Genomic DNA, 24,627 nt, shown 5'->3' on the forward strand with positions numbered 1-24,627 from the left:
TTCGCCCCAGCCCGTCAGTGGCTGGCGGCGGCGGGGCCTTGCAGCGTCGCCGTCACGTTGACCAGGGCGGTGGCGCCCACGTACTTGATGTTCGCGTCGATCACCTTCATGCGCTGCGCCTGGCGTACCTCCTGCAACCACTCGGCGACGGCGCCAAAGGGCACCTTGTCCAGTTGTACCTGCACGCTCTCGCCCGACATTGCGGTGCGCGTGGCCTTCAGGCCGTGGTTGGTGAGGCTGGTGGTGAGCGCTTGCTGCAGCTCCGCGCCACGCGGCACGGGCGCGGCGGCGATGGCGGACAGCCCGCGCGCCTCCTGACCGAGCGTTTCCATCTCGGCCAACTGGGTGCGCATCTGCGGCAGGGCCTTTTCGATGCGGCGCTGGCCTTCGAAGGCGGGCTCCCACAGCACCAGATAGATGATCACGAGCAGCAGGATCACGCCGCCACTGGCCAGGATGCGCCGCTCGCGCGGCTCGCGCTGCATCCAGAACGTGGTGGCCGCGTCACGCAGCGCATCCGGCGCGCCGATGCGGGGCAGGCGGGACTTGGAGGCGCCGGACGCGGAGGAAGGAGAGGAAGTCGCCATGGAGGAATCGTTATTGGGCGATGGAGACCGTCCAGCGCGAGCCGGGCACGGTGCTTTCGGCACCGCGCGGGGCTTCGGCCGTGGCCATGTTCAGGCCGACATTGCGGGCGGCGGTGCGCAGGGCGGTGGTGTCGGTGCCGTCCTTGAGCGTGACCGTCAGCGCGCGGCCGTGGTAATCCAGCGCGAGCAGCGCGTCGGGCGCCAGGCCCGTGGCCGCCTGCGCGAAGCGGTCGGCCAGCGGCAGGAAGTCTTCCGGCGCGGATTTGCCGGCGGCCAGGCGCAACTGCTCGACCTGGCGGCGCATCTGCGCGGGCGGGTCGAGGATCACCGGCGTGTTCGGGAACGCCGTCTGCAGTTGCGAGCGCATGGCGGTATCGAGCCGCTTCTGCTCTGCGCGCAGCGTGAGCCAGCGTGCGTTCATGCCGATCAACTGGGCGACCACGATCAGCACGGCCAGCGCGATCGGCAGGCGCCATATGTTCCAGTCCACGCCGGCCATGCCGCCGTTGGCGAAATCGAACTGGCAGAGATCGGCATCGCCCGAGGCCAGTGCGTTGCGCGCGCCGGCGGCCCAGGCAGCCCAGTCGAGCGTGGCCGCCGCTGGATCAGTCGACAGGCTGGGCGCCAGCTCGCGCAGCGCGGGCGAGACCATCAGCCTGGCCGGCGTGGGCGCAATGGCGAGCCAGTTGGCCACGTTGGCCGGCAGCAGGCGCAGGCCGTAGCCATCGGCGGGGCCGGTGCGCACGGTGATATCGACGGCAACGGGCGCGTCAGGATCTGACGGCGGCGCGGCATCGAGCGCGATGGTGGCCGGGGTCGGGTTGATCGCGGAAGCGGCCGCGGTAGCTTCAGGGGCCACCGGTTCGTCAGGTGTTTGGAGGGAAGGCTCGGTGCGTTCCGCGTCTTGGTCCGCTTCGGGGGCCGGTGCCGGGGTGAGTGCAGCGGCAGCCGGCGTTTCAAACGGCAGGCAAAGCTGCGCAGGCAACAGATGGCAGGTGCGGTGCTTGTGCGTACCGAAGCTATCGAGGATGAAACGGACCCACGCGCGGTCGGCAATCATCAGCGCGCGCGATTGCGGCTCCCGCGGGGCACGCCAGCCGCGTGCCGGGGCAGCGCCCAGGCGCGGGCCCAGCGCGATATGGCATTGCTGTGCGTCCTGCACGAGGCGGTCTTCCACCAGATTGGGCAGGGCCAGGCGCAGCTTGGGCAAGGCCAGCGGCGGCACATTGGCCGGCACCAGCAGCACGTCGGCGGCGGGCAGCAGGAGGATCAGGCGGTCAGCGGCGGGCAGCTCGTCGGTGCGCGACGAGCCTTCGCGCACGATGCGCTGCGGGCCCTGTGCGCCTTCCTCGCGCACCAGCGCAAAGGGCACGGAAGCCAGCGCGCCCGTCGACCAGCGCTCGGGCGATTGAATGGGCCGGTGCGGCAGGCGCACGTACAGGGAGGTCGTCAAACCGCTCCTCGATTGAGCTAATGAGAGTATTTATTGACGCGAGCCACCAACGGAGCCGCCGGATTGCGCAAAACCCACGATGCTGAACGATGCGGATGACAATACGGCGAAGGCTGGGGTCTGTCTACTTGCCAAACGTACGCACGTAGAGGGGTGTTGCGGCGCCGTCATGACGGAATTCCGTCGATGCGGCGGACCCAGACGATGCGGGTCGCGTTATTGTTGACCGGATCGCCACGTGAAACAAGCGCCACTTGGCCGATCTGTGCGCGCTCGTGGCGGGCCATGCCGTAGACGAGGAAGTAGTGCGTCTGCACGTCCAGCAGGTTGCTGACGCTGCCGGCGTCTGCCCCGGCAGCGATGCCGCGCAACTGGTTGGTGACGTCGCCGACATTGCGGAAGTAGGCGCGGTCGCGCGCTTGCACGAGCGCGCGGGCGCGGTCCAGGCTCAGGTTGGGGATGACGGCCGCCAGCACTTCGGCGCTGGCGGTGTTGGCGTTGACCAGCGTGCGTGTGGGCAGCACGATCACATAAGGCCGCAGCGCGCGGATCGCGTCGGCGGTATAGCCGGGGATGGACAGCAGGCCGTCGACGTCGTCCAGCGGGCGCGGGCCGTTGCCGCCACTGCCACCGCCGCCGCTGTCATCGCCGCCGCCCGAGTTGCCTTCGAGCGATTGGACGCCACCCAGCATCTGCGCCAGGTACGTGGCCGTGATCTTGGCCAGGCTCGGGTCCTGGCCCAGCGTCTGCAGCAGCACGCCATAGGCCTTGACGCCGGCCTGGTCGAGGCCCGTGACGACAGTGCGCGTGCCCAGCGTCTGCATCTTCAGCAGGTTCATCAGGTTGAAGCGCGCCTGGGCATCGAAGATGCGGCCCGACAGGTACGACTCTTCGCCCGCCGTATCCGTGCGCAGCGAGCTGCCGAGGAAATCCGACAGCTTGGTCTCCTGGATGGGCACGGCCCAGATTTCGCCCAGGTGGTCGACGGCGCCGGTGCGGCGCTGGTCGTCGCGCAGGATCAGGCGGGCCCAGTCGATGCCCGCGCGCGCGATCCACGCGGCCTGCGCCTTCAGGCGCTGGTTCTCCACCGCGCGAATCTCCACCTGCTGCCGCCACAGCATGCCCGAGACGATCACCACCGCCAGCGTGACCACCAGCAGCGCGGTGACGATGGCCGCGCCGCGCTGGTGCGCAGCCTGTCGACAAGAGAGGTGTGAGCGTCGTGCCATCACAGCCCCGTCATGCAGATGCGCGTAAAGCGCTGCGGCGCGCCCTGCGGCGTCATGCGCACCAGCAGGGCGAGTTCCACCGCGCGTACCGAGGCGGCCGGCACCACTATGCCGGGGGTGTTGGCGGCCGGTGCCGATGCGCTGAGCGTGGATGCGCTGGGCGTGGATGCGCTGGGCAGGCCGTTCAGCGTGGTCGTGTTGCTGCCGGCCGGGAACAGCGCCGCCGACAGCGCGCCGGTGTTGTCCATCCAGCCGCCGGGTTCGATCCAGGCGCGCGCGCTGATACCGTCGATGTTGTCGGCCAACTGGTAGCGTGCCGCATTGGCGCCGCCTTGGCGCAGGCTGTCGAGCGCGCCGCGCAGGTCGCCGCGGTTGGTGATGGGCGGGCTCTGCAGGCGTTCGAGCCGGCCGTCGACGATGCGGTAGAGCACGATCTGCCACGCAGGCGGCTGGCCATCGTCGCGGCGGTCGCGCACCAGCAGCACGCGGTTGGCGTCGACTTCGATGGGCGTGCGCGACAGCGTGTTCGGATCGGCCAGTTGCGTGCAGTCGGCATCGAACTGGGCGTAGGCGGTCTTGAGCGCTTCGATGCGCTCGTCGCGCTGGGCCAGCGCCTCGTGCGTGCGGGTCATGCTGTCCAGGCCGCGCCAGGCGAGCACGGCCAGGATGGCCAACAGCGTGATGGCCACCAGCAGTTCGAGCAGCGTGAAGCCGCGCGCGCCACGATGGGCCGGGGCCGGGCGGCGCTCAGAAGACATTGCGCGCATCGTTGGGCAGCAGGGTGACGAGCCAGGCCAGGCGCACGGACTTGGACGCGTCCGCATACACCGAGACCTCGACGCGGCGGAATACCGGGTTGGGCGTGGTGGCGATGACTTCTTCGCACCACAGCTCCGTATCGCCCTGCGGGCACGAGAAGCCGCGCGCGCCAGGGTCGGGGAAGGCGCGCGCGAGGCGCAGATTGACGAGGTGGTTCTCGGCGCTCCAGGTGGCGATCATGCGCGTCTGCAATGATTCGCTGGCGTTGGTCATGCTGCCCATGGCGCGCATGGTGGCGGTCAGCGCCACGGCCACGATGGTCAGCGCCACCAGCACTTCCAGCAGGGTGAAGCCACGCGCGCGCGCGGAGCCGGTGCGGCGGGCGCGGGTCATTGGGTTTCGGTCAGCACGCGCGGGCCGCCGTCCGACACTACGTCCGCGCGCGCGCCCTGGGAAGACAGCGCCACGCGCCACGGCAGGCCGATCGCCTCTCGGCCGAACACCAGCCGCTGCGGCGCCCCCGGTGCCGCGGCCGCACCGGCGACGATCCGCACGTTGTCCATCGCCTGCCGCCAGTGTCCCGGGGCCAGCACGTCACGCGTGAGCAGACGCCAGCCGTTGGGCGTCGATTCATAGAAGCGCCAGCCCTGTGCGTCGCCTTCCCACGCCACCGGGCGCGAGGTCAGTTGGGCTTCTTCCTGCGCGAGTTCGATCAGGCGGGCCATCTTCTGCGCATCGTCGGACAGTTGCGAGCGCGGGTTGGGCGTGGCGTTCACGGCCACCACGCCGAGCACGATGCCGATGATGACCACCACCACCAGCAGCTCCAGCAGCGTGAAGCCGCGAGCGTGCCTGCGGGGCCGTGAATGGGCGGTCATGGCAAGGGGCGGCGCGCTGGGTTTGGGGCTGGGTCTTAGTTGTCCCAGTTGCCGATGTCGGCGTCGTTGGCCGTGCCGCCGGGCTGGCCGTCGGCGCCGAAGCTGAAGATGTCGACTTCGCCGCGCACACCCGGGTTCAGGTACTGGTACGGATGGCCCCACGGGTCTTTGGGCAGACGCTCCAGATAGCCACCGGCCTTCCAGTTGTTGGGGACCGGCTCGGCGGTCGGCTTGGTAACGAGTGCGGCAATGCCCTGCTCGGTGGTCGGGTAGCGGCCGTTGTCCAGGCGATAGAGCTTGAGCGCCTGCGAAATGGAGGCGATGTCCTGCTTGGCCGCGATGATGCGCGCCTCGTCCGGACGGCTCATGATCTTCGGCACCACCAGCGCGGCAAGGATGCCGAGGATTACCACCACCACCATGATCTCGATCAGGGTGAAGCCGCCGTCAGCGCGATGGGCCCGGCGTGCATGCTGGCGGAAGGGGGAACGGAGTTGGCCTTGCATCATGGCGAGAGAGTTGGCAATAGGAGTGGGAACACAGTATAGCTGTGACATATGACGTTAGAACGCAGATCGGGGTCTTGCCGCGCCTGTGTTTAGAAGGTGCCTTCCAGGCCGTTCACCGAACCGGCATAAAGGGCGGATAGAATCGCGATATTCCTACGGTGCGTCGCCCCTTTTCTTCATTTTCATGAACGCTCAACAGTCGTCTCGCCTGCTCAGTCTTGTACTGTTTGCTGCCTTGTGCGCGCTGTTGACGCATTGGGTGCTGACGCTGTCGTCGCTGCGCTCGCTGGGCGTGCCGCGCGAGGCACGTATCGCGCAGACCGAAGCGTTGGACACCGGCGCGGCCGTCACGCTCTTCGGCGGTGGCCCGCATAGTGGCCCGCGCGATGTGCAGGTGGCCGGCGTGGTGGCTGATCTGGCGGACGGCACCGGCGCGGCCATCGTGTCGGTGGACGGCGGCCCGCCGCAGGCCGTGCGTGCCGGCAAGGCGCTGTCGTCCAACCTGAAGCTGGTGGAGATCAAGGCGCGCTCGGTGGTGATCGAGCGCAACGGCGCACGCCAGGAGATTCCGCTTCCGGCCAGCGCGGTGGCCGGCGTGTCGCCCGCCAATCGCAATGCGCCGTCGCTGCCGCTGCCGCCCTCGGGCGCGGCCGCTCCGCTGGCGACGCCTGCCGCGCCGCCGGTGCCGGCAGTGCCCAACAACCCCGCCAATACAGCCATGCCGGGCGCCATGCTGCCTCTTGCTCCCTCGCCGACCAACATGGGTGAGGAGGCTCCCAACCTGGGCGGCGGCATCACCGGCCCGCGCCACCGCGCTGCAGCGGCCGCGCGAAGCAAGGGCGATAGCGGCCAACCCAGCGGCCAGCCGGCCCAGCAGTAAGGCGTTTCAGACCTGCCCCGGCGTGGGCGGGCGCGCATATTACAGCGCGTGTCATTGGGGTAACAGCGTGTAAAACCCGGCAACGCGGTCGTCGGGTCAGGTTCTAATCCGCTACACAGTCCATGTGAAAAGGAGCTGACCATCATGACCAACAAGCGTGCTGTCCAAGCCTTCCTCGCCACCTCGGCCTTGTTCCTGGCCATGGCGGGTATGAACGCCCGCGCGCAGGAGGCCAGCGCCCCGGCCGCTCAGGCGCCCGCGACCACCCAGGCGCCGCAAACGACTCCCCGTGCTGCCAAGCCGGGCCGCCACGGCGGTTTCAAGGCCATCGACACCAACGGCGACGGCCAGATCTCGCGCGACGAGGCCAAGGGCCACGCCTGGCTGGAAAAGAATTTTGACCAGATCGACACCAACCACGACGGTCAGCTCAGCAAGGAAGAACTGGCCGCCTGGCGCAAGGCACACAAGGGCGAAATGCGCGGTGAAGCACGCGCCAAGATGGCCGAACGCTTTGATGTCAAGTTCAAGGCCGCCGACAAGAACAGCGACGGCGTCCTGACCAAGGACGAAATGCAGGCTGGCATGCCCAAGCTCGCCAAGCAATTCGACCAGATCGACGCCAACCACGACGGCAAGGTCACGGAAGACGAGATTCGCGCATACATGAAGGCGCGCCACGATGCCCGCAAGGCGCAGAAGGCCGCCTCGGCAACGGCGGCTCCGTCGACCACGCAAACGCAATAACGCATCGCTCGCCCGACCCCGGGCAATGCAGCCAACGGCGCCTTCGGGTGCCGTTTTTCATGGGCGAAAAAAAACACCTCGATGGCGAACCATCGAGGTGCGGAGGATGCAGGTCTGACGTGAGGGTGTTCAGGCCGGCTGATCAGCCTTGAGCACGCCGCGGCGCATCTGGTCGAGTTCGATCGACTCGAACAGCGCCTTGAAGTTGCCCTCGCCAAAACCTTGGTTGCCCTTGCGCTGGATGAACTCGAAGAAGATCGGGCCGAGTTGGTTCTCGGAGAAGATCTGCAGCAGCAGGTCGCCCGGCGCGCCATCGATCAGGATCTTGCGCTTCTTCAGTTCCGCCACGTTTTCGCCATGGCCGGGGATGCGCTTGTCGACCAGTTCGTAGTACGTGTCGATGGTGTCCAGCAGCTTGATGCCCTGGCCGCGCAGTGCGTCCACCGTGTTGAACAGGTCGGTCGAGCCCAGCGCGATGTGCTGGATGCCCTCGCCGTGATACATGTCCAGGTACTCCTGGATCTGGCCGGCCTTCTCCGTCCCTTCCTCGTTGATGGGGATGCGGATGTTGCCGCACGGGCTCGTCATCGCCTTGCTCTTCACGCCCGTGACCTGGCCTTCGATGTCGAAGTAGCGCACTTCACGGAAGTTGAAGAAGCGTTCGTAAAACTCGGCCCATTCCTTCATGCGGCCACGGTAGACGTTGTGCGTCAGGTGGTCGATGTAGGTCAGGCCGTGCCCGGTGGGGTTCGGGTTGGCGCCCGCGATGGGCACGAAATCGACGTCGTAGATGCTGATGTTGCCGATGTCGCCCGGCTTGGCGCCGTTCTTGCCGGCCCAGCGGTCCACCAGGTAGATCAGCGAATCGCCGATGCCCTTGATGGCCGGGATGTTCAGCTCCATCGGGCCGCTGTGGGTGTCGAAGCCCCAGGCGCCCAATTCAAGTGCGCGCTTGTAGGCGAAGGCGGCATCTTGCACGCGGAACGCGATGGCGCAGATCGACGGGCCGTGCAGGCGCGCAAAGCGCTGCGCGAACGAATCCGGCTCGGCGTTGATGATGAAGTTGATCTCGCCCTGGCGATACAGCGTCACGTTCTTGTGGCGGTGCTTGGCAATGGCGGTAAAGCCCATCTTCTCAAACAGCTTGCCCATGGCAACCGGGTCCGGCGCGGCGTATTCGATGAACTCGAAGCCGGCGGTGCCCATCGGGTTTTCCCAAGGCGTGAATTGCATTGTGGTCTCCTGCGGGGCGGGCGCTGTTGGAGCGCTCAGGTTTTTGACGATCCTCGCAGTGTAGAAGTGTCGAACAAAGCAAAAATTGCGAAGTTGTGCCCGTCTTGCTAAATTTGCGCAAGAAAATTGCCGAATAAATTGGTGCGGAGCAACAAAATGAGCAAGGTGGAACTCGACAAGATCGACCGCAAGATCCTGGAAGTCCTCCAGAACAACGGCCGCCTCACCAACCTGGAAGTCGCCGAGCGGGTGAACCTCTCACCCAGCCCGTGCTTGCGACGCATCCGCCGCTTGGAGGAGTCCGGCGTCATCCGCCAATACGCCGCGCTGCTCGACCCGAGCAAGATCGGCCTGGGCCTGTCGGCCTATATCAACGTGCGGCTGGAAAAGCAGGGGGGCGCACCCAAGGGCAAGGGCCCGTCAGACGTCTTTCGCGCGGCCGTTGCGACCTGGCCCGAGGTGGTCACGTGCTACGCGATGACCGGCGAGATGGATTACCTGCTCAAGGTCTTCGTGGAAGACATGGAGCACTTCGCGCGATTCATTCGCGATCAACTGCTCGCCCACCCGGCGGTGATTGATGTGAAGAGCAGTTTTGCGTTGGAGCGGATCAAGGATACGACGGCGTTGCCGGTGGTGGTTTGAGGGGAGTTTCGTGAAGCCGCTGTTTTTTTGGGGGCGCTGTTGAGCTATTCCGCCGTCTCGCATGAGTGCGCTTGAGCGGGAAGAAAACTCAAACAGCAGGAAGGCTTCCCCGAGACGGGTGGGGATGCCTGAAAGAATCAATCGTGCGTTGGCGGAACGACTCGCCTACTTGGCGTCCGAATCCGACATCACCAAATTCGCATCCCGCGACAGCCGCCACTTCCCATCGGCCGCTTTGCGCAGAATCGTCAACGTCTGCCCCGACCGTTGTACCGTCTTCCCATCCCGCATCGTGATGACGATGCGTAGCGAGTTGCGCAGGTAAGCCACATCCCCAAACACCTGCACCTCCTGGATATCGCTCGTGCCTTCAAAGTGCACATCCTTCATGCCCTCGGACATCTTCGCGAAGACCTCCTTGCCGAACGGCGGCTGGCCGGGCGTGAGGAACAGGCAATCGTCGGTCATCAGGCTGAGCACGGTGGGCAGGTCGCCGGCCTTGCTGGCGGCGAGCCACGTGTCTACTACGGCGCGGATGGCGCGTTCGTCGTCGGTCATGGCGGTGTGGGCGCGAGAGCGGTGGTGGCGACAGGCGCCACTTTACCGCTTGCGACGGCGATGGATGGCGGTTGCGCTGCCGCAAGCCCTCCCATGCGCCAGCCGACGTGGCTTATTGCTTGGGCGACGGATCGTCCTTCGGATTGACGTAGTTGATATCCAGCGGCCCCATGCCGTGGATCTGCACCACCGTCACCGTCTTGGTAAAGGCGTAGTGGTGCATGCCGCCCGGCAGGTTGTGAAAGCCGCCGGCCTTGAGCGTGTGCGCGGCGCCCACGTCCATGCTGTCGCCACCGCCCAGGTAGAGCGTGCCGGAGATCACCGTGAGGTTTTCGGTCTGGGTGTGCCAGTGCGGGGGCACCTTGTAACCACCCGGAACCTTCATGCGGATCACGTACGGACCCTCCTTGCCAGGGTCGCCTTAGAGCACGGCCAGCTTGAGGCCCTTGGGCATGCTCGGGGGGCCGTCGACCCACTTCAGGCCAGCGGGATTCATCATCATCATTTCGCCCGCGGCGGTGTCCTGGGCGCTGGCGGGCAGCGCGCCTAGGCACAGCAGCACGATCGCCACCAGCAGTGGCAGTTGCGCAAGTTGCCTGTTCATCTTCGTCTCCTTCTTGCCTCGGCATCGGCTCGCGGGCGGCCGCGATGGCCACCACGTTGACGGCGAGCGTGCCTTGGGAATCAGCGTAGTGAGACGCAAGCCAGGCTGACAAGGAGGCAATCGCTCTAGGCGGGGTGCGGGTTTGCGTCGGGCGCGGCTGGCGCAGGCGCCGCTCAGTCGGTTGTGAAGCGGTGCAGACGATATGCGCGCGGCGCGAGGATCGACAGGTAACCATGCACGGCATTGCCGGCAAGGCGTCGAAGCGCCGCAGCATCAATGTGGTCGGGCGCGGTCATGAGGGCTTGCGACACCAGGCTGTAGGCCATGGCGTGGGCGGCGAAGGCGGCCCGTTCGGCATCGGCGTCGGCAGGCCAGTCGGCACCGGCGGAAAGCGCTTCCGCCCACAACGCCACGAATTCGCCGTACATGCGCCGGAACGCATCGATGCCCGACACCTTGCGTTCGAGCAGGAACAGCGCCGCCCACTGTTCGGGTTCGGCCAGCGCCGGGGCGGATTGCGCGTCGAGCAAGGCGTCGACGCGCGCCGGCAGGGGTTCGGCACGGTGGGCGTCGATGCTTGTGCGCATGTCTGCAGCAATGGCCTTGACGCGCAGGTGGATGCACACCGCCGCCAGCGCTTCCTTGCTTGAAAAGTATTCGTAGAAACTGCCGATGCCCACGCCCGCCAATCCGATCACCTGACGGATCGAGACCTTCTCGTAGCCTCGTTCAACCAGCAACTGGACGAACGCTTCGCGGATGGCGTCGGCCGTGGCGCGCGCGCGGGATTGTGCCGGCCGGCGGCGTTGCGTCTTCGTTGTTTTGAGGGCGGAAGCGGGGGTGTCCTTCATGTCTCCAAAACCCGAACACCTGCGGGCGGGCTCATTTTTATACTCATTGCGACCAGCAAAAACCGGCTTTGCCTGTCGCCGCACACGAACGTCGCACCACGTGCAGAGCCGTCGCCTTAATCAAGGAGACCTGTCCATGAACTGGAGCACGCACGACGTCACAAACGTGGTGACGGAGTTGCAAGACTATAACCTCTACACCACCGACCACGCGCTGCAGGAGGCGGTGCGGCGGGGAGGCGGCGCGGCGCACGAGGCCGAGCTGGCCAGCTATGGCGCGCGCCTGGGCAGCGCAGAGACCATCCGCATGGCCGAAGAGGCCAACCACTTCAAGCCCGAGCTGCACACCTTCGACCGTCAGGGCCGCCGCATCGATCGCGTCGAGTTTCACCCGAGCTGGCACGGCGTGATGCGGATGGCGCGTGAGCAGAACCTGGTGACGCAGCCGTTTTCCGATCCGCGCCCCGGCGCCTGGGCGGCGTATGCGGCGGGGTTCTCCATGCACGGCCAGATCGAGGCCGGATCGCAGTGCCCGAACTCCATGACCTTCGCCTGCATTCCGGTGTTGCAGCGCGAACCCGAATTGTTTGCTGCACTTGCGCCCAAGCTGTACTCGCGCACCTACGATGCGCGCGATATTCCGCTGGAGCAGAAGGATTCCATCCTGGTCGGCATGGGCATGACCGAGAAGCAGGGCGGCTCCGACGTACGCGCCAACACCACGCGCGCCGAACCTGTGCGCGGCGAAGGTCGCGGCGGCGAATACGAGATCACCGGCCACAAGTGGTTCTTTTCCGCGCCGATGTGCGACGCGCACCTGGTGGTGGCGCGCACTGAGAGCGGTCCGGCGTGCTTCTTCGTGCCGCGCTACCGGCCCGACGGCACGAAGAATGCGGTGTACATCCAGCGCCTGAAAGACAAGGTCGGCAACCGCTCCAACTCCAGCAGCGAAGTCGAGTTCCAGGGCGCGTGGGGCCGCATGATCGGCGAAGAAGGGCGCGGTATTCCGACCATCATCGAAATGGCGACCTTCACCCGGCTGAACTGCGTGATGGGCAGCACGGGGCTGATCCGCCAGTGCCTGGTGCAGGCGATGCACCACACCAGCAAGCGCCACGCCTTCGGCAAGCGCCTGATTGAACAGCCGCTGATGCGCAACGTGCTGGCTGATATGGCGCTGGAGTCTGAAGCTGCGACCCAAATGATGATGTGCCTGACCGAGGCGTTCGCACGCGCCGATGAAGACCCGCTGCAGCGCGCCTACAAGCGCATCGTCACGCCGGCCGCCAAGTTCTGGCTGGCCAAGCGCAGCATCGAGCTGTCCGGCGAGGCGATGGAGGTGTTCGGCGGCAACGGCTACATGGACGAAGGCCCGATGGGCCGTCTGTACCGTGAGGCGCCGGTCATCTCGATCTGGGAGGGCTCGGGCAACGTTATGGCGCTCGACATGATGCGCGCCATCAGCCGCGAGCCCCAGGCCATGCAGGCATTGCTGGACGACCTGGCGCCGTTCTGCCAGAGCGACGCGCGCCTGCGCGAGCCGGCTGCCGCGCTGACGGCAGGGCTGCGCACGCAGGGTGACGCGTCGGAATGGCTGGCACGCCGCCACGCGCAGCAACTGGTCTTGCTGGTGCAGGCGCGCCTGCTGCGCGAGCACGCGCCCGCAGCGATGGCCGACGCCTTCATCGCCAGCCGCTTCGACGGCCAATGGGGCCGCGTGTTCGGCCTGCTGCCGGACGGCATCGACCATGCTGCCATCCTGGAACGCGCCTGGCCGATGTGAGCCACACCGCGCGGCGGCCCCAGTGCCCCCCCGCCGCCGCGCGTGACAACAAGACTGGTTGATTTGCTGGAGACGCCCCGCCATGAACATCGTTGCGCTGCTGGACAGCAACGTTCGCAAAAATCCGGACAAACCGTTCCTCCGCTACGCCGGCCAGTCAATCACCTATGCCGATATGGACGCGCAGTCGCGTCGCGCCGCCACGGTGTTCGCCTTGCACGGCGTGCAGGCGGGCGACCGGGTCGCGGCCATGTGTTTCAATACGCCGGGTTTCGTGGCGGCGATGCTGGGTGCTTGGCGCCTGGGCGCAGTCGTGGTGCCTATCAACCACAAGATGCAGGCACCGGAGGTGGACTACATCCTCGCGCATGCCGGTGTAAAGCTGTGTCTGTTCGATGGCGCATTGGCGCCGGTTGTCTCGCGCCTCCAAACGCCTGTCGCATTGCTGAGCACGGAGACTGCACCGGACGGGTTTGCCTCGTTTGATGCGCTGCTGGCATCGGCCGCGCCGCATGACGCACCGCCTCCGGCCGACGACGCACTGGCCGAGATTCTCTACACCTCCGGCACCACCGGCCGCCCCAAGGGTTGCCTGCTGAGCCACCGCAGTGTGTGCGTTGCCGCCATGACCTCGGCACTGGCGCTGTCCATGCACCGTGACGAGCGCACCCTGATGGCGATGCCTCTGTGGCATTCGTCGCCGCTCAACAACTGGATGCTCGGCACGCTGTATGTGGGCGGCACGGTCATTCTGCTGCGCGAATACCACCCGCTGCATTTCCTGCAGGCCGCGCAGGACGAACGCGCTACGCTGTACTTCGGTGCGCCGGTGTCGTATCTGCTGCCGCTGCAGATGAAGATCGACGTGGCGGCGTTCGACCTGAGCTCGGTCCGTGCGTGGATCTACGGCGGCGGCCCCATCGGCGCCGGTACCGCACGGCAGCTCGCCGCGCTCTACCGCAGCGACCGCTTCTACCAAGTTTTCGGCATGACCGAAACCGGCCCCTCCGGCACCGTGCTGTATCCGGAAGAGCAGATCGCCAAGGCCGGATCGATCGGTCGCGTGGCCACGCCCGGCGTGGATATGCGTGTGGTCTGCGCGGACGGTGCCGATGCCGGCCCCGGCGAGATCGGCGAGATCTGGCTCAAGGCCGATTCCACCATGCAGGGCTATCTGGACAACGACGCGGCCACGCGCGAAGTCCTGCGCGATGGTTGGTACCGCAGCGGCGATCTGGCCCGACGCGACGCCGACGGCTTTCTGTTCGTGGTCGATCGCACCAAGGACATGATCGTTACCGGTGGCGAGAACGTCTATTCCAAGGAGGTGGAGGACGTGCTGGCAGCGCACCCCGACATCCAGGACGCCGCCGTGATCGGACGCCCGCACGATCAATGGGGAGAGACCGTGGTGGCCGTGCTGGTGGCCAAGCCCGGCACGCAACCGGACCCGGAAGCCATCAAGGTCTTCGTCGCTGAGCGCTTGGCGCGCTACAAGGTGCCGCGCGACTTCGTGATGCGCGACGCGCTGCCGCGCACACCTACCGGCAAGCTGATGAAGCACGTGCTGCGGTCGGACGTGGCCTAGCGCAGCGGCTGGCCGCTCAGTCCATCGTGTCGAACGCCGCTTTCAGCGCGTCCAGCTTGTAGGGGATGCCACTCGGGTGGCCGGGTGCCTGGGCGGCACGGGCCGTCAACTGCGCGCGCAGGTCCGCCAGATAGTTGGCGCGGTGCTTGCGCAGGACGTAATCGCGAAAGTTGCTCTGCTCGAGTGCCCGCCAGGCTTCCTGACGCGCCGCATCCGAGCGTGCGCGCGCCGCCTCCAGCGCGATGGTATCGGGCAGTGCGCTGGCGTCAGTCATCCGCTCGTAACCGTAGCGCGCCATCTCGTCTTTCGTCAGCGTTTCGATGAGCACAATTTCCTCCATCGAAAGCTGCTGACGGAACTTGTCGATGTTGGCGGCGATGGGCGCAAAGCAGTTGGACGTCCACAGCGCGGAGAGCTGCGAAATCTGCCGCGCCTCGGGCGAGCGCGAGACATCGAGCATCTGCGGCAGGAAGTCGATCCCGAGAAAGGCGCATACGCGGCGCAGCGTGGTTTCCTGGTCGGTCAGGAAATCTTCATAGCGGAGGGTGAGCGTGCGCTCGGGGTGCTTGGCGATGAGCGCGTTGGCAGCGCGGTGCGCGGCCACCCAGGTTTGCGTGTTCAGCAGCGTGTCGAAGTCGTGGATGATGGCGCGGTTCATCGATGCCACTTGCGCACGCGGGTCGCGCACCACGTTCAGGAAACGCATGTCTGGGAGCAGCGCCATCAGCTCATCGGCGTAATGCACGCTGTCGAGCGATTTGTCCATCACCACGCGCGCACCGTGTTGCGTGCCGGCGCGCAGCAGCAGTTCCCACACCACGCGGTGCACGCTGTGCGGCTCGTCGCGCAGGGCTTCGAAAATCTCCACCGGGTCGAACACCACGCCCGGCCACTTGACCATGCTGGCCGCCTGTAGACCGATCACGTCGGTGACGAGGCGGAAATAGGCGCGGTCGTCCTGCAGATTGCCGTACAGCGGCACCAGCGGCATGAAGTCGACAATGTGCAGCGGATAGGGCGCGTAGAACGCCGGGTTGAAGTTCAGGCGCAGGCGCAGCGCGTGGCTGCCGCAGCGGCGCAGCGGGATCATCAGGACGGGGAGTGGGCGGGCGGTCATCGTGTGGGCTCCGGTTGGCTAGCGTTCAGCCATTGGCTCAGGTGGGCATGCAGCGCGGCGGTGCCGGCCGCCAGCGGCAGGGCGCCGGTGTCGATCTGCAGCGATGGCGCCATCGGCATCTCGTACGGCGAAGAAACGCCGGTGAACTGCGGAATCAACCCGCCGCGTGCACGGGCATACAGCCCTTTCGGGTCACGCGCCTCGCACACGCTGAGCGCGGTGCAGACGTGGACTTCCATAAAACGGTCTGCGCCGATGATCGCGCGCGCCATCGCCCGGTCTGCGCGCAGTGGCGAGATGAACGCGGTGATCACGATCAGCCCTACGTCGTTCATCAGGCGCGCCACCTCGGCGGCGCGGCGCAGGTTCTCGGTGCGGTCGGCCTCGGTAAAGCCGAGGTCGTGGTTCAGGTGGTGGCGCAGATTGTCGCCATCGAGCACGGCGCAGGGCTGGCGCGCTTCGTACAGACGCTTCTCCAGCGCGTAGGCGAGGGTGGATTTGCCCGCGCCGCTCAGGCCGGTCAGCCACAACGTGAGCGGTGCGTGGCCGAACTGGTGGGCGCGTGCGTCGTCGGCCAAGGTGCCGGCATGCCAGTAGACATTGCGGGCGGCGCTGGAAACTGCGGCGGCGGGTTTCATGGCGGCCTCCGTGTCAGGCCGGCAGCTGGGCGGGCCGGCGATAGCCGATGCGCGGTTCCGACGCGGCGATCTGCGGCTGGTCGGCCACCTTGAACACGCTCACCACGCGCACGAGCCGGCCGGTCTGCTCGCGCATCGACTCGGCTGCGGCTGCGGCCTCTTCGACCAGCGCGGCGTTCTGCTGCGTGACTTCGTCCATCTGCGTGATGGCGCGGTGGATCTGGTCGATACCGCCGGCCTGCTCATCGGTGGCGCCCATGATCTCCGTCATGATGGCCGTCACGCGCTGGATGCTGGTCACGACGTCGTGCATGGTGGCGCCGGCCTGCTCGACCAGCAGGTTGCCCGAATTCACCTGGCTGACCGAGTCGCCGATCAACTGCTTGATCTCCTTGGCCGCCGACGCCGAGCGCTGCGCCAGCCCACGCACCTCGCTGGCCACCACGGCAAAGCCGGCGCCCTGTTCGCCGGCGCGCGCGGCTTCCACTGCCGCGTTGAGCGCAAGGATGTTGGTCTGGAAGGCAATGCTGTCGATCACGCTGATGATCTCGCTCACCTTGCGTGCCGATGCGCTGATCGCGCCCATGGTGTCGACCACCCGTGCCACCACCGCGCCGCCCTGCGTGGCCACATCGGCCGCCGTGGTGGCGAGCTGGTTGGCGTGCCGCGCGTGTTCGGCGTTCTGCTTGACGGTGGCGTTGAGTTCTTCCATCGAGGCGGCGCACTCTTCCAGCGCGGAAGCCTGTTCCTGCGTGCGCGTGGACAGATCGAAGTTGCCGCTGGCGATCTGCTCGGACGCGGTGGCCAGCGTGTCGGTGCTGGTGTGCACCTGCTCGGCAATCGCGGCCAGGCTGTCGCGCATGCGCTTCATGGCGTGCATCAGGCTCGCCTGGTTGTCGTTGCGCGTATGGATGGCGACAGCCAGGTTGCCACCGGCAATTTGCCCGGCAATCTCGGCCACGGTGCTGGGCTCGCCACCGAGCTTGCGGATCAGCCCGCGGGTGATGAGCGCGCTGGCCACCAGGCTGGCCAGCAGCGCCAGGCCACTGAGCACCAGCAGCCAGTTGCGGCTTTCGATATAGCTGGCCTTGGCTTTGACGGTGTTCTCATCGTTGAGCCTGTCTTCAAAAGCCTGCAGCTTGGCCAGCAGATCCCACCAGTCGCGTTGCACCGGGCGGAACTCGAAGCGCAGCAACCTGTAGGCATCATCCTTGTGTCCGGCCGCGATCAGCGCCTTGGTGCGTGCGATAAATGGGGCGGCCAGTTCGGCTTGGTGCTTGATTTGCGTGAAGAGCGTTTTTTCGTCCGCCGTGGTATCCGGCAGCGTCTCGAACATGCGGCCGAGCCGGCTTTCAGTCTCTGCGTATAGGCGTTCCTGATTCTCGATGCGGTTCAGTTCGATCTGTATTTCATCGCGCTGCTCCAGCAGCACGATATTGCGAAAGGCCAGGGCGCGTTCGGTCACGCTGTTGTGCATTTTGGCCGCCAGCTTGGCTTCCACGGCGTTGATTTCCGTGGTTCCCTCTAACAGCCGTCGAAAATCGGACAAGCGGTGCAAGCTGAATATCGTGAGAAGCACAAGCAGGCCCATCGTCAGGCCGAATCCCAACGTCAGTTGGGCGGCCACTTTCATTCGCGAAAAACGCATGATCATCCCCGTCGCGGTCCATAACGATTGCTGTAACGAACGGTCCGGCGGGAGCTTGAGTGGTCTAAATCGAATTCCCGAATATCAATATCCGCGCGTCGAATGGAGATCACAAAATGGCGCGCTGGATAAATATTTTATTTTCAGCAGATATGAATCTTGTGAAATGACTTGTATTGAATTGCGCGAAACATAAGCGTTTTGCGCAAACAAAAACGCCCGGTCAAAGCCGGGCGTTTTTTATCTGGGGTGCTGCGCAATCAGACCGTGCGTTTGAGCGGCACCAGCGAGCGCCAGAAGCGCTGGCCGAAGCGACGCACATCGCGCAGGTTGCGCTTGAGCAGGTAGTCGAGGTCGGCCACCTGTTCGTCGATGGCTTCCGTCAGCAGGCTCACCGTATCGGCGGGTGGCAGCTCCAGGTAGGCATCGGCTTCACCATATGCATATTGCACGCGCATGCCGGCCTTCTTGGCGATGTGCATCATGGCCGCGTTGCGCGACAGGCAGTGCATGTACAGCGTGCGCACCTTGGTGTTGCGGCCGTGGATGGCGGCACGCTGGAACAGCGCACTGCCCACGCCCTTGCCGCGCGCCGATTCCGACACCGACACGCCGAACTCCGCCACGCGGCCCTGCGGGTTGTCGCGCAGGTAGGCGAGGTGACCAACGCCGATCAGCGTCAGGCGCTCGTCATACACGCCGAAGACCTTGTCGTGGTCAAAGTCGATGCTGTCGACGTACGCTTCGATGACGTGATCGCCCACCACCTGGCCGAAACGCAGCAGGCGGTCTTCCTGGCCCAGAGCGAGCAGGTGTTTGAGCAGGCGCGACCGATGGTGCACAGCAAGCTCGCGCACCAGCACGGTGGAGCGCGGCGCGCCTTGCGCCGCTTCCGTCTTGTCGATGTCGTCCTGAGTGACGACGCCGATGGCCTTGCTCAGTTCGAGCGGGTTCACGGCAACGTTTCCTATTCTGTGGGCGCCCCTTTCGTGGGGGCGGCGAGGTGATGAATCGAAGAGGCGGGTGGCCTCTCCGGCACACGCAATCGGATGCAATCGTGTGTTGTGCAATGCACCATATTATTGTAGTGCAATCAGGGATTTCCCGTAAGGCTGGTGTCAGTCTTCTGCCAGGATTTCCCGACAAACCATTGATTTATCGCAGTCGAGTGCGGCTTCCAGGGTTGTGGTACGTCAACAACGTGTGATGCTGCGTTGCGCAAAAAGCGAGAGATGGGGCGCTTTGCAAAGCGGGTGTGCCGATTTGTTCACTCGAAAATCCCGCGGCCTCTTCGTGACGCCGCTCCACGATAGCCGTGCGAAGATGCGCGTTCAAGACGCCCCGCCTCCTGATTTTCCATGACGCCCTCGCGCATTCTTGTGATCTACGCGCATCTTGCGCCGCGCCGTTCACGCGCCAACAAGCCGCTTGCGCGTACGTTGGCCAGCCTGCCCGGCGTGGCCATGCACGACCTGTATTGGCATTACCCCGATTTCGATATCGACGTGCGTGCCGAGCAGGAGGCGATGGAGGCGGCAGAGCTGATTGTTTTGCAGTTTCCGGTGCAGTGGTACGCCACGCCGTCGCTGCTCAAGGAATGGCTGGATGTGGTGCTTGAAATGGGCTGGGCGTACGGGCCCGGCGGGACCGCGCTGCGCGGCAAGCACCTGATGGTGCTGGCCACCACCGGCGGCCGCGCCCATGCTTACAGCGAAGCCGGCATCCACGGGCACACCTTCGATATGTTCCTGCTGCCGCTGCAGCAGACCGCTGCGCTGTGCGGCATGCAGTGGCAGCCGCCGCACGTGTTGCACGATGCAGACGATGCGTCACCCGAGGTGATCGACGCCCATATCGCCCAGGTGCGCGCTGCGTTGCAGCCTTGGCTGGCACCAGTGCCGGCCTGACGTTCGCGATTCTCCGCTCCTTCCTCGCCCATGCAATCGCACGACCTGCTTGTCAATTTCGTCATCTACCTGGCTGCGGCCGTGGCAGCGGTGCCGCTGGCGCGCCGGCTGGGCCTGGGCTCCGTGCTTGGCTATCTGCTGGCTGGCGTGATCGTCGGCCCGTGGGGCCTGCGGCTGATCACCAGCGTGCAGTCGATCCTGGATTTCTCGGAGTTCGGCGTCGTGCTGATGATGTTCGTGATTGGGCTGGAACTGGAGCCGGCGCGGCTGTGGTCGCTCCGGCGCAGCATCTTCGGTTATGGCGGGTTGCAGCTTGCGGTATGTGCGCTGGCCGTCGGCCTGGCGGTGATGGCGGTCGGCCACCCGTGGCGCGCGGCGGTGGTGGCCGGGCTGGGGCTGGCGCTGTCATCCACGGCGATTGCGTTGGCCACGCTCACCGAGCGCAACCTGATGCGCACGCCGGCGGGCTCGGCCAGCTTCGGCATCCTGCTGTTCCAGGACATCGCGGCCATCCCGATGATTGCGCTGCTGCCGCTTCTGGCGCCTGAGCCCAGCGACGCCTCGGGCGGCCATCACTGGCTGGCGGCGGCCAAGGCGGTGGGCGTGGTGGCGGCGGTCATCTTTGGCGGGCGCACGCTGCTGCGCCCGGTGCTGCGTGCGATTGCCCGTACCAACATGCGCGAGATGTTTACCTCGTTCTCGCTGCTGCTGGTGGTGGGTATTGCGTTGCTGATGCACAGCGTTGGCCTGTCGATGGCGCTGGGCGCCTTCATTGCCGGCGTGCTGCTTGCCGATTCCGAATATCGCCACGCGCTGGAAACCGACATCGAGCCGTTCAAGGGGCTGCTGCTCGGGCTGTTTTTCCTGGCCGTCGGCATGTCGATCGACTTTGGCGTGCTGATGCGACAGCCGCTGGCGGTCGTTCTGCTGGTGGTGGTGTTTCTGGTGGTGAAGATCGGCGCGCTGCGTGTGCTGGCAACGCGCTTCGGCATCGCGCGCGGGCAGACGTGGCTGTTTGCCTTGCTGCTCTCGCAGGGCGGTGAATTCGCTTTTGTGGTGTTCGGCCCCAGCGTGGCGGGCGAGGTGCTTGGCGCCGAGACAGCCGCCACACTGAATCTGGTGGTGGCCCTGTCGATGGCCGCCACGCCGCTGCTGCTGCTTTTCCACGACAGGATCCTGGTGCCGCGCCTGATGGATGGCAAGAAGCGCGCGCCCGACGCCATCGAGCCGCAGGACAACCAGGTCATCATCGCCGGCTTCGGGCGCTTTGGGCAGATCGTCGGCCGCCTGCTCTACAGCCAGGGCTACAGCGCCACCGTGCTCGACCACGACCCAGACCAGATCGACATGCTGCGCCGCTTCGGCTTCAAGGTTTTCTATGGTGACGCCACGCGCATGGACCTGCTCGAAACCGCCGGCGCCGACAAGGCCCGCATGATGGTCGTCGCCATCGACGACATGGAGACGAGCCTGGAGGTGGTCGACCGCGTGCGCGAGCGCTTCCCGCACCTGACGCTGTATGTGAGGGCGCGCAACGTGTCGCACGTGTACCAGTTGCGCGACCGCGGTGTGGAGGTGATCGAGCGCGAGATGTTCGAGGGCTCGCTCATGCTCGGCCGCCGCGTGCTGGAGGGCTTGGGCAAGGAGCCTTATGAGGCCCACCGCATCGCGCAGACGTTCCGTCGCCACACGCTCAATTCGATGGACCAGGTCTACCCGGTCTACCGCGACCAGAAGCAGTTGGTTTCGCTCGCGCAACAGGGTCGCGACGAGCTGGCCGAGATGTTCCAGCGCGACCGCGCGCAGCGCAAGCGCCTGCGCGAATCGGGCCTGCCCTGGGGCGAAGGCGATGCGCACGGCGGCGAAGCCGAAGCCCCGGCCGACACCGACGTCGCCAACGAGGCGGCTGGCGCCGATGCGGCCGGCATGCCGATTGACTGCCCGGCGCGTGCCGGCATCGGCCGCGAGGGCTGACGCCGGTTGACGAACATAAAAAAGGAGCGCTCACGGGCGCTCCTTTTCTTAGGGGGCGTGCGCAGCGCTAAACCGCCACGCTCACATTGCGGCGCAGCTCGCAGGTGGAGAGCGAATCGGCCTCGCCACGCAGCAGCAACTGGCCGCTGCCGACCAGTTCGCGGCAGCGCCAGAACACGAACCAGTCGCTGGCGAGCAGGCCTTCGATGGCGCCCATGATGCTGCCGACCACCTCGCGCGCGCTGGCCCAGTCGGTCGGTACATGTTCGAGAATCACCTCGTCGACCGTGCCATACGACACGGGCACCAGCGTGTTGCCCTTCCACAGCCGCACGTCGGCGTTCTCGCGCACGGTCTGCTGCCACTCGTAGGCCAGGCGCCCGATGCGCAGCACCGACACCGGCGCGATGGTCGAAAACCGCCGCGCCAGCCGCGCGCCCGAATACATGCCGATGGCCGTCAGCGGCCCTTGGCCGTTGGGCGTCTCCAGTTCGCGCGCGTCCATGCCGATCTCGTTGATCCGCTGCGGCGACTGGTGCAGGTGAAATGCCACCCGGCGCAGCATGAGCTGATCCGACGCGCTCTGGCCGTGCCAGAGCGCCACTTCGGTGGCGTCTTCGCGCAGGTCGGCCAGGGAGGCCAACGCATCGCGCATCTCCGCAGCAAAGTCGATGTTGCTGTTGGGGGCCACCCGCTGCCAGAAGCCCGAGCGCGCCATCGCCACGCTGTCGACGTCGGCCAGCGGCCCGACGGCGAGATCGTCGCGCAGAACCACTACGGAATCGGGGCGGCCAGCCTGTGCGAGCGCCTGCTTGAGCGTGGCGCCGGCAACATCGCCGTTGACGACATGGATGTATTGCATGGCGGCAATTGTAGCGACAGTGTCAGCGGTGCGCTTTCGTTTTGCGCAGCTCTGCCGATATTCCATTGAGCGGCGTCATGGCCTCTATCCGAAGGTGGGATGGCACCACGGGCAACCGTCAGGCGGACGTGCGAAGATGGCACTTTTGTTGCAGACCATAACTAAGAAGCAGGTGAGGGATATCCATGAAAGCTCAATCGGTTGCGCAGCGAATGCGTCCGGCCATGTTGTCGTTGCTGGTGGCTGCCGGCTCGCTGGCAGCAGGCCAAGCCGCCGCTGTGCCGCCCGCCGAGGTTTACAAGCGCGCCCAGCAGGAAAAGCCCGCGCTGATCGACACCATGAAGACGCTGGTGTCGATCGAATCGGGCAGCAAGGACATCGAGGGCCTGGACAAGATCGCTGGCGTGATTGCCGATCGCCTGCGCGGGCTGGGCGGTGACGTCAAGCTGATCGACCCGAGCGACCACGCCTACCGCATGGCCGACACGCCAGAGAAGATCGGCAAGATGGTGCTGGCGCGCTTCAAGGGCGAGGGCAAGCGCAACATCATGCTGATCGCGCACATGGATACGGTGTACCTGAAGGGCATGCTCACGCAGCAGCCGTTCCGCATCGACGGCGACCGCGCCTACGGCCTGGGCATCGCCGATGACAAGAACGGCGTGGCGGTCATTCTGCACACGATCTCGATCCTGCAGTCGGTGGGCTTCAAGCAATATGGCACGCTCACGGTGCTGATCAACGGCGATGAAGAGATCAGCTCACCCGGCGCGCGCGCCATGCAGGCCAAGCTGGGCGCCGAGCAGGATGCCGTGTTCTCGTGCGAAGGCACCCGCGTGAACGCCGACAAGCTGTCGCTGGCCACCAGCGGCATCGGCGCGATCCTGCTCGATGTGAAGGGCAAGGCCTCGCACGCCGGTGGTGCGCCGGAGCAGGGCCGCAACGCGCTGTATGAACTGTCGCACCAGGTGCTGCAGATGCGCGACCTCTCCAACCCGCCGACAGGCCTGAAGGTCAACTGGACGGTTGCCCAGGCTGGCACCAACCGCAACGTGATTCCCGCCGTGGCCAGCGCCCAGGCCGACGTGCGCCTGCTGCGCGGGGCCGACGCCGACAAGCTGGAAGAAGCCGTCAACGAGCGCATCAAGAACAAGCTGATCCCGGATGCGCAGGTCACGGCCAGGTTCGAGCGCCGCCGCCCGCCGCTGGAAGCCACGCCGGCCGCGCGCGTGCTGGCCGAGCACGCCCAGAAGATCTACGGCGAACTCGGCAAGACGCTGGAGATCGACGATAAGGCCGAAGGCGGCGGCACCGATGCTGCGTTTGCCGCCTCCAAGACGAAAGCGCCGGTCATCGAGCGCTTTGGCCTGGCGAGCTTCGGCGCGCATTCGAACGACGCCGAGTACGTCGACCTGAACTCCATCGTGCCGCGCCTGTATCTGCTGACGCGCATGGTCATGGACGTGTCGCGCGACCGAGTGGGCGTGACCAAGTAAAGCGATAGGTCCGGATGGGGCGGTAACGGGTTGCTCTACGGACACGGGGCGGTTGCCAATTGGCGCCGCCCCGTTTTCTATTGGGCGCGCCGCAATGAAGAAGCCCCGCTGGCGCATCACCAGCGGGGCTTGAGTGGGCCAAAGGCGGGAAGTGGAGGATGCTTGGAGAGCGGCCCTTAATCGGAACAGCGACAGTTTGCCGATCAAGGCATCAATTCGGTACCGGATAGCCGTAGACCGTGCCGCCACCATCGCGCGAGCGGCCGGCCGGATCGCTGCGCGTGCCTTCGGTGTACGGGTCGAAGCGCCCGCGCCCGCTGCGCATGCCTTCTGAATAGGGATCGAAACGCCCACTGCGGGCGCCGTCGCTATACACGTCAAAACGATCCGCCCGGGCAGCTTGGCCAAACACTTCAACACGGCTGGCCTGCGCCCAAGCGCTACCTGCCGCCAGGGCACCGGCCGCCAACAGCGCGGCCATACCAATTTGCTTGAGTCGCATGGCGAACTCCTTCTTCAACTGATTTTCGATGCTGTTTTTCAGGCGTGGTCTTGTGTACGTCCTGCCACGGCCTGAAGGTTAGGTCAGGGGGCAGGCCCTATCCACGGTGGTGCGACGAACGGTTTGTTGTCGGCGCCGAAATGATGCAAGTCAGCGTGAAAAGAGGACGAAAGACGCGC

General features: G+C 65.9%; 24 protein-coding genes and 1 pseudogene. 8 read left to right on the forward strand and 17 right to left on the reverse strand.

Annotated features, from left to right (window positions below; all coding sequences use genetic code 11):
* Positions 1–14: 14 nt before the first annotated feature.
* The 7 genes from gspM to gspG form a co-directional block, all read right to left on the reverse strand.
* Positions 15–587: a type II secretion system protein GspM gene (gene gspM / locus B4F51_RS08475; RefSeq protein WP_296224715.1), complete on the reverse strand. Its 573-nt coding sequence runs from the start codon at positions 585–587 to the stop codon at positions 15–17.
* 10 nt (positions 588–597) lie between these two features.
* Complete coding sequence (gene gspL / locus B4F51_RS08480) at positions 598–2,040, reverse strand: type II secretion system protein GspL (RefSeq protein WP_296224717.1); 1,443 nt, start codon at positions 2,038–2,040, stop codon at positions 598–600.
* A 167-nt stretch (positions 2,041–2,207) separates the two neighbouring features.
* The gene (gene gspK, locus B4F51_RS08485) at positions 2,208–3,269 is read right to left on the reverse strand and encodes a type II secretion system minor pseudopilin GspK (protein WP_296224719.1); all 1,062 of its coding nucleotides are present in this window, start codon (positions 3,267–3,269) and stop codon (positions 2,208–2,210) included.
* Complete coding sequence (locus B4F51_RS08490; RefSeq protein WP_296224720.1) at positions 3,269–4,036, reverse strand: PulJ/GspJ family protein; 768 nt, start codon at positions 4,034–4,036, stop codon at positions 3,269–3,271. Before B4F51_RS08490 ends, gspK begins: the two co-directional genes overlap by 1 nt.
* Positions 4,017–4,421, reverse strand: coding sequence for a type II secretion system minor pseudopilin GspI (gene gspI, locus B4F51_RS08495; RefSeq protein ID WP_296224721.1), 405 nt, complete (start codon positions 4,419–4,421; stop codon positions 4,017–4,019). Before gspI ends, B4F51_RS08490 begins: the two co-directional genes overlap by 20 nt.
* Positions 4,418–4,906, reverse strand: a complete 489-nt coding sequence (locus tag B4F51_RS08500) for a GspH/FimT family pseudopilin (protein WP_296224723.1) — start codon at positions 4,904–4,906, stop codon at positions 4,418–4,420. Before B4F51_RS08500 ends, gspI begins: the two co-directional genes overlap by 4 nt.
* 35 nt (positions 4,907–4,941) lie before the next feature.
* Complete coding sequence (gene gspG / locus B4F51_RS08505; protein ID WP_296224724.1) at positions 4,942–5,415, reverse strand: type II secretion system major pseudopilin GspG; 474 nt, start codon at positions 5,413–5,415, stop codon at positions 4,942–4,944.
* A 184-nt stretch (positions 5,416–5,599) separates the two neighbouring features.
* On the opposite strand from gspG, the gene B4F51_RS08510 reads away from it, so the two are divergent.
* Both B4F51_RS08510 and B4F51_RS08515 read left to right on the forward strand, forming a co-directional pair.
* Entirely contained in the window at positions 5,600–6,295 is a 696-nt protein-coding gene (locus tag B4F51_RS08510; RefSeq protein ID WP_296224726.1) for a type II secretion system protein N, read from the forward strand.
* A 144-nt stretch (positions 6,296–6,439) separates the two neighbouring features.
* Complete coding sequence (locus B4F51_RS08515; RefSeq protein WP_296224727.1) at positions 6,440–7,042, forward strand: EF-hand domain-containing protein; 603 nt, start codon at positions 6,440–6,442, stop codon at positions 7,040–7,042.
* A 129-nt stretch (positions 7,043–7,171) separates the two neighbouring features.
* Here B4F51_RS08515 and hppD read toward each other — a convergent pair whose 3' ends face one another.
* On the reverse strand, positions 7,172–8,275 hold the full coding sequence (gene hppD, locus B4F51_RS08520) for a 4-hydroxyphenylpyruvate dioxygenase (RefSeq protein WP_296224728.1): 1,104 nt from the start codon (positions 8,273–8,275) through the stop codon (positions 7,172–7,174).
* 156 nt (positions 8,276–8,431) lie between these two features.
* On the opposite strand from hppD, the gene B4F51_RS08525 reads away from it, so the two are divergent.
* Positions 8,432–8,920: an Lrp/AsnC family transcriptional regulator gene (locus B4F51_RS08525; protein ID WP_296224729.1), complete on the forward strand. Its 489-nt coding sequence runs from the start codon at positions 8,432–8,434 to the stop codon at positions 8,918–8,920.
* Between the two features lie 165 nt (positions 8,921–9,085).
* Here the strand turns inward: B4F51_RS08525 and B4F51_RS08530 are convergent, their stop codons facing one another.
* From B4F51_RS08530 to B4F51_RS08545, 3 genes and pseudogenes are all read right to left on the reverse strand, one after another.
* Positions 9,086–9,478 carry an SgcJ/EcaC family oxidoreductase gene (locus B4F51_RS08530; RefSeq protein ID WP_296224730.1) on the reverse strand — a complete coding sequence of 131 codons (393 nt, stop codon included), beginning with the start codon at positions 9,476–9,478 and terminating at the stop codon, positions 9,086–9,088.
* 112 nt (positions 9,479–9,590) lie between these two features.
* Positions 9,591–10,082, reverse strand: a pseudogene (locus B4F51_RS24565) (cupin domain-containing protein).
* 173 nt (positions 10,083–10,255) lie between these two features.
* The gene (locus tag B4F51_RS08545) at positions 10,256–10,933 is read right to left on the reverse strand and encodes a TetR/AcrR family transcriptional regulator (RefSeq protein ID WP_296224732.1); all 678 of its coding nucleotides are present in this window, start codon (positions 10,931–10,933) and stop codon (positions 10,256–10,258) included.
* A 136-nt stretch (positions 10,934–11,069) separates the two neighbouring features.
* Between B4F51_RS08545 and B4F51_RS08550 the strand changes: the two genes are divergently transcribed.
* Both B4F51_RS08550 and B4F51_RS08555 read left to right on the forward strand, forming a co-directional pair.
* Positions 11,070–12,716 carry an acyl-CoA dehydrogenase family protein gene (locus B4F51_RS08550; RefSeq protein ID WP_296224733.1) on the forward strand — a complete coding sequence of 549 codons (1,647 nt, stop codon included), beginning with the start codon at positions 11,070–11,072 and terminating at the stop codon, positions 12,714–12,716.
* Positions 12,717–12,798: 82 nt separating this feature from the next.
* Positions 12,799–14,304, forward strand: coding sequence for a class I adenylate-forming enzyme family protein (locus B4F51_RS08555; protein WP_296224734.1), 1,506 nt, complete (start codon positions 12,799–12,801; stop codon positions 14,302–14,304).
* 16 nt (positions 14,305–14,320) lie between these two features.
* On the opposite strand, the gene B4F51_RS08560 is transcribed toward B4F51_RS08555, so the two are convergent.
* The 4 genes from B4F51_RS08560 to B4F51_RS08575 form a co-directional block, all read right to left on the reverse strand.
* Positions 14,321–15,421 carry a sulfotransferase family protein gene (locus tag B4F51_RS08560; protein ID WP_296224735.1) on the reverse strand — a complete coding sequence of 367 codons (1,101 nt, stop codon included), beginning with the start codon at positions 15,419–15,421 and terminating at the stop codon, positions 14,321–14,323.
* Positions 15,418–16,059 carry an adenylyl-sulfate kinase gene (gene cysC, locus B4F51_RS08565; RefSeq protein WP_296224736.1) on the reverse strand — a complete coding sequence of 214 codons (642 nt, stop codon included), beginning with the start codon at positions 16,057–16,059 and terminating at the stop codon, positions 15,418–15,420. The genes B4F51_RS08560 and cysC overlap by 4 nt, the downstream gene beginning before the upstream one ends.
* Before the next feature lie 13 nt (positions 16,060–16,072).
* Positions 16,073–17,692, reverse strand: coding sequence for a methyl-accepting chemotaxis protein (locus B4F51_RS08570; protein ID WP_414706718.1), 1,620 nt, complete (start codon positions 17,690–17,692; stop codon positions 16,073–16,075).
* 275 nt (positions 17,693–17,967) lie between these two features.
* Positions 17,968–18,663 carry a GNAT family N-acetyltransferase gene (locus tag B4F51_RS08575; protein ID WP_296224738.1) on the reverse strand — a complete coding sequence of 232 codons (696 nt, stop codon included), beginning with the start codon at positions 18,661–18,663 and terminating at the stop codon, positions 17,968–17,970.
* Between the two features lie 402 nt (positions 18,664–19,065).
* Here B4F51_RS08575 and B4F51_RS08580 point away from each other — a divergent pair, with 402 nt between their 5' ends.
* Both B4F51_RS08580 and kefC read left to right on the forward strand, forming a co-directional pair.
* Positions 19,066–19,614, forward strand: coding sequence for an NAD(P)H-dependent oxidoreductase (locus tag B4F51_RS08580; protein ID WP_296224739.1), 549 nt, complete (start codon positions 19,066–19,068; stop codon positions 19,612–19,614).
* Positions 19,615–19,644: 30 nt separating this feature from the next.
* The gene (gene kefC / locus B4F51_RS08585; protein WP_296224740.1) at positions 19,645–21,588 is read left to right on the forward strand and encodes a glutathione-regulated potassium-efflux system protein KefC; all 1,944 of its coding nucleotides are present in this window, start codon (positions 19,645–19,647) and stop codon (positions 21,586–21,588) included.
* Between the two features lie 67 nt (positions 21,589–21,655).
* Here the strand turns inward: kefC and B4F51_RS08590 are convergent, their stop codons facing one another.
* The gene (locus B4F51_RS08590; protein ID WP_296224741.1) at positions 21,656–22,450 is read right to left on the reverse strand and encodes a DUF1835 domain-containing protein; all 795 of its coding nucleotides are present in this window, start codon (positions 22,448–22,450) and stop codon (positions 21,656–21,658) included.
* Positions 22,451–22,635: 185 nt separating this feature from the next.
* Between B4F51_RS08590 and B4F51_RS08595 the strand changes: the two genes are divergently transcribed.
* Entirely contained in the window at positions 22,636–23,946 is a 1,311-nt protein-coding gene (locus tag B4F51_RS08595) for a M20/M25/M40 family metallo-hydrolase (RefSeq protein WP_296224743.1), read from the forward strand.
* Positions 23,947–24,157: 211 nt separating this feature from the next.
* On the opposite strand, the gene B4F51_RS08600 is transcribed toward B4F51_RS08595, so the two are convergent.
* Entirely contained in the window at positions 24,158–24,448 is a 291-nt protein-coding gene (locus tag B4F51_RS08600; protein ID WP_296224744.1) for a hypothetical protein, read from the reverse strand.
* Between the last annotated feature and the right edge of the window lie 179 nt (positions 24,449–24,627).

The sequence above is a fragment of the Ralstonia sp. UBA689 genome (genome assembly GCF_002298975.1).
Classification (GTDB): Bacteria; Pseudomonadota; Gammaproteobacteria; order Burkholderiales; family Burkholderiaceae; genus Ralstonia.